6 protein-coding genes are annotated in these 3,564 nt (G+C 46.9%); 5 read left to right on the top strand and 1 reads right to left on the bottom strand.

Annotated elements, in window-relative coordinates:
* Positions 1–346: 346 nt before the first annotated feature.
* From mgrB to J1785_RS02370, 4 genes are all read left to right on the top strand, one after another.
* Complete coding sequence (mgrB, locus tag J1785_RS27135) at positions 347–475, top strand: PhoP/PhoQ regulatory lipoprotein MgrB (protein WP_455567032.1); 129 nt, start codon at positions 347–349, stop codon at positions 473–475.
* Between the two features lie 117 nt (positions 476–592).
* Positions 593–865, top strand: coding sequence for a YebO family protein (locus J1785_RS02380; protein WP_129951793.1), 273 nt, complete (start codon positions 593–595; stop codon positions 863–865).
* A 148-nt stretch (positions 866–1,013) separates the two neighbouring features.
* A complete protein-coding gene (locus J1785_RS02375; RefSeq protein ID WP_129952136.1) occupies positions 1,014–1,316 on the top strand; it encodes a phage protein NinX family protein in 303 nt (100 codons plus the stop codon).
* Between the two features lie 135 nt (positions 1,317–1,451).
* A complete protein-coding gene (locus tag J1785_RS02370; protein WP_013576199.1) occupies positions 1,452–1,688 on the top strand; it encodes a DUF4060 family protein in 237 nt (78 codons plus the stop codon).
* A gap of 61 nt (positions 1,689–1,749) precedes the next feature.
* On the opposite strand, the gene J1785_RS02365 is transcribed toward J1785_RS02370, so the two are convergent.
* Entirely contained in the window at positions 1,750–2,040 is a 291-nt protein-coding gene (locus J1785_RS02365; protein ID WP_217218728.1) for a hypothetical protein, read from the bottom strand.
* 186 nt (positions 2,041–2,226) lie between these two features.
* Between J1785_RS02365 and J1785_RS02360 the strand changes: the two genes are divergently transcribed.
* Complete coding sequence (locus J1785_RS02360; protein ID WP_129951791.1) at positions 2,227–3,216, top strand: MBL fold metallo-hydrolase; 990 nt, start codon at positions 2,227–2,229, stop codon at positions 3,214–3,216.
* The last annotated feature ends 348 nt before the right edge of the window (positions 3,217–3,564 follow it).

Below are 3,564 nucleotides of genomic sequence, written 5' to 3'. Positions count from 1 at the left end.
AGAGACAGTTATTAAGATGTCTATTTTATAGAAATTATCAAAGGTGAGTTATCAGAAGCGCAGGCACGTAAACATGACTTTGCTTGACCAAGATCAAACACGGATTGTCGCTCTATTTATAGATAAAACTTATACATTTTATTGTTTGATTTACGTATGTGATTATTACACATTGTATCGCACGTAAAAGCTATCGCTTCGTTATATTGTTGTTTAGGATATTCGTCGTATTATGTCCTCCTGTTCAGTCAAATGCCGGACGTCGCCTTTGAGCCCTGATAGACGTTTTTTAAACCAAAAGAGACCTGCCATTAAATTGAAAAAGCCTGTTTTCAATGTCCGGAGGATCGTCACGTTCGTTCTTTTCCTGCTCATTTGCATCGGCCTGTATCTGCTGGCCCTAAACAGTTACTGTGATCAGGGGGGCAACTTTGATCTGGGCGTATGTGCAATTACCTCATTCATCCCTTTTTGACGGATGTCAGCACGGCTTACGGTTGGGTAAGAAAACCCTGTTTTTTTGCGAATGGCTTCCCTGACCTGTCGGGGATGGTAAGATGAACGCTCTGAACAGTCAGTGGTAGGGTAGTCAATGTTTGATTTCGCAATGGGCCAAAACAGCCTGGCTTCATTGGTGCTGTGTGCACTTTCAGCACTGTTGTTTGTATTGGTATGGTTTTTTATTAGCCGCGCCAGTGTCAGGGCAAATGAACAGGTTGCTCTGTTACAGGAGATCGCTGAGCAGCAACGCCAGCAGACAGAATTACTTAAGATTCTGGCTGCACAGGTGAAGACTAACGTGTCTCCTGTTGAGGCAGATGATGATTCTGCACTCAGCCTGCGTGGCTTTATTCCCGAAAGATAATTTGGTTTTGTTAACCCGCCTCCCGGCGGGTATTGCCCGTATGCACTTTGGTCCTATTTTCCCTTCTCGTTCTGCATCATCACTTTCATAAAACTGTCTTATTTCTCCGGTAGTCTCCACGCATGTGCCTTGCAGGATGGAACAACTGATGATCAAATGGTCTGAAGAAAATGACAGCGAAGTGAACCACAACATAGCCTTACTGACCGGAGAGGAGCCTGAGAAGTGGTATCCCTATGGCGGAATGAAAGGCAAAGATTATTGCAACAACCCCTCCGATGCGTGGCCGATCATTTGCGCCAACAGAATCAGTATTAATTTTAAAGAGTTACAAAGCGATCCTCTCTGGCTGGCTGAAATAAGCAGTCCTCAGGGGCAGTGGCAGGCGCAAAGCAAACGGCCGCTTCGTGCCGCTATGGTGTGTTTCCTGCTTAGTAAGACTTGCGCATAAACAAAAGCGCAGAGATACTCACAGAGTGACAAAGTTTTGCAAAGAAGTGATTCGAATAAGCGTCGCATAAAGCGATGCGTATCAAGTGATTAATGTTTCCTCATTTTGACAGTTGTGTCTAAGGCGGAGTCCATTATGAAGCGCATCATTAAAGGTGATAAAACTCTCTCCCATCTGGTGGTTGCCCATGCAGCTATCGACAGTCATGAAAAAGCCTACGGCAAACGCCGGCAGGGCTGGCCTTCAACCTATCTCATCAAATATAAAGATGCGCGTGTCGCGGTCGAAGTTGTGACCCGCAGACAGTCCTATGTTGCTACCCTCATGATCGGCGCCAGAAATCTGACCAAACTTTGCGGTATGCCTGCCTGACAGTCAGTCAAATGTTCCCGTTCCCTCAAACCGTGCCGGAGATATCCGCCACGGTTTTTCGTTATACAGGCTTTCTCATCAGACAACGTTGCCGCAAGCTGCCCCGATAGAAAGGCCGTTTCAGAATATGTGACATCAGTGCGATGGCATCGAAGATCAGCAGCAATGTACCCGTGATAACCAAAGCTGACAGCCCCAGCAGGGTCAGCAGGAAGAGTTTGACTGATGCCGGAACGGTCATCCGGCGAAAGCGGGAACGCAGCCATAGCCGTCCATATTGTGTCTGGATCTGCATAATATGGGTCAGCCTTGACGCAAAGTGTTTACGTTCACTCTTAGTGTTCGTGATCATAAGTCATCTCCTTTTTGAACATCTACAGTGAAACATGAAGTTATTAAGATTTTCTTAACCCCCCGGCGTGCCTGAATTGCCACATAATTTTTCACTTTCGCTCTGTAGTGTGTTCAGTAAATATGCTAATTGATCCGTATCATGGCTTTACGCTGCCGCCACTAAAAAGTGATCTCATGGAGCCTTATGTCAGCTAAAAACCCCTATTACAATCCGTCAAAAACACATCACACACCAGATGGTTTTACCAATGCTGAGCCCCATAACCGTCAGGAGGGTGATCTCAAACGCTGGCGGAAAGAACGTAAGGCGCTCCGCCTGCCAGCGCCTCCTGAGAAAGGTTACGAACAATTTACCAGCCAGTGGTGGCAGACTGCCGATTTTAGCGGGTCTGATGATCGTTTGTGGTTTTTAGGACATGCCTGTTTACTGCTGCGTGTTGCCGGGCGCTACATTCTGATGGATCCCGCCCTGTCTGATCGCGCTTCGCCAATGAGTTTCTACGGGCCTAAGCGAAAAACACCGGTGGCGGCGACGGTAGAAGCACTCCCACCGATAGATGTTGTTCTGTTATCCCACAATCACTATGACCATCTTGACCGTGCAACGGTTCGTAAGCTATTACGACGATTTCCGCATGTGCAATTTATCGTGCCTTTGGGCATGAAGCGGTGGCTTAAGCGGCGCGGAGCGCATTATGTCGAGGAACTGGACTGGTGGGATGAGCATCAGTTTGGCGAACTGACGATTACGGCTGTCCCGGCACGTCACTGGAGTATGCGGACATTATGGGATCGAAACCGGTCTCTCTGGTGTGGATGGGTGGTCAGCCACCCCGGTTTACAGTTCTTTTTTTCCGGCGACAGCGGTTACAGCAACCAGTTCGACGTGATCGGACAACGTCTGGGACCTTTCGATTTAGCGGCAATTCCTGTCGGTGCCTATGCACCACGATGGTTCATGAGTGCGCAACATATGGACCCTCAGCAGGCTGTTACGGTGTTTACAGAGCTGCGTTGTAAAAAGGCGGTTCCCATTCATTGGGGTGTTTTTGAATTAGCCGATGAATCTCTGGACCAGCCATTGGCTGAATTAGCCGAAGCCATAAGTCAAAGTAAATCGCCTGAAATCGAATTTAAACCTTTAAAAATTGGTGCAAGCATTTCTAAAGATTGAATATCATTTCCTTAGTCATCAGAGACAGGTAAGCAGACATTTTATTTATCGAATGAGAAGTATTATCACTTGATGAGGGGATTCAAATAGCACTTACATTCCGTAGGTGTTATGCGAATGTTAATTATCAGGTTGCTGCGGGTTAAATACCCATTTCTAAGGCAATTTTAACGAAATTCAATATCTTGTTATGAGGCTATCAGAAATTTCCCCTCATGAGTGAAGCTGTAATTTATGTTTTAAAAACAAATGCTTACTCCCTGTTTGCCAAGCCTGCCGGGCTGCGGGTTGTGCTTCATCCCGGCTGCTGCCTTCGGGCAGGTAACGTACTCAGCCGCTTATCAGTAG

It is taken from the genome of Rahnella perminowiae (assembly GCF_019049755.1).
GTDB classification, from domain to species: Bacteria; Pseudomonadota; Gammaproteobacteria; order Enterobacterales; family Enterobacteriaceae; genus Rahnella; species Rahnella perminowiae.
This window is presented reverse-complemented; position numbering and strand designations above follow the sequence as displayed.

Bases quoted from the DNA above. Each gene is read 5' to 3' on its own strand.
- J1785_RS02375 (WP_129952136.1), top strand. From the start codon at position 1,014: ATGATCAAATGGTCTGAAGAAAATGACAGCGAAGTGAACCACAACATA.
- J1785_RS02370 (WP_013576199.1), top strand. From the start codon at position 1,452: ATGAAGCGCATCATTAAAGGTGATAAAACTCTCTCCCATCTGGTGGTT.
- J1785_RS02360 (WP_129951791.1), top strand. From the start codon at position 2,227: ATGTCAGCTAAAAACCCCTATTACAATCCGTCAAAAACACATCACACA.
- J1785_RS02365 (WP_217218728.1), bottom strand. From the start codon at position 2,040: ATGATCACGAACACTAAGAGTGAACGTAAACACTTTGCGTCAAGGCTG.
- J1785_RS02380 (WP_129951793.1), top strand. From the start codon at position 593: ATGTTTGATTTCGCAATGGGCCAAAACAGCCTGGCTTCATTGGTGCTG.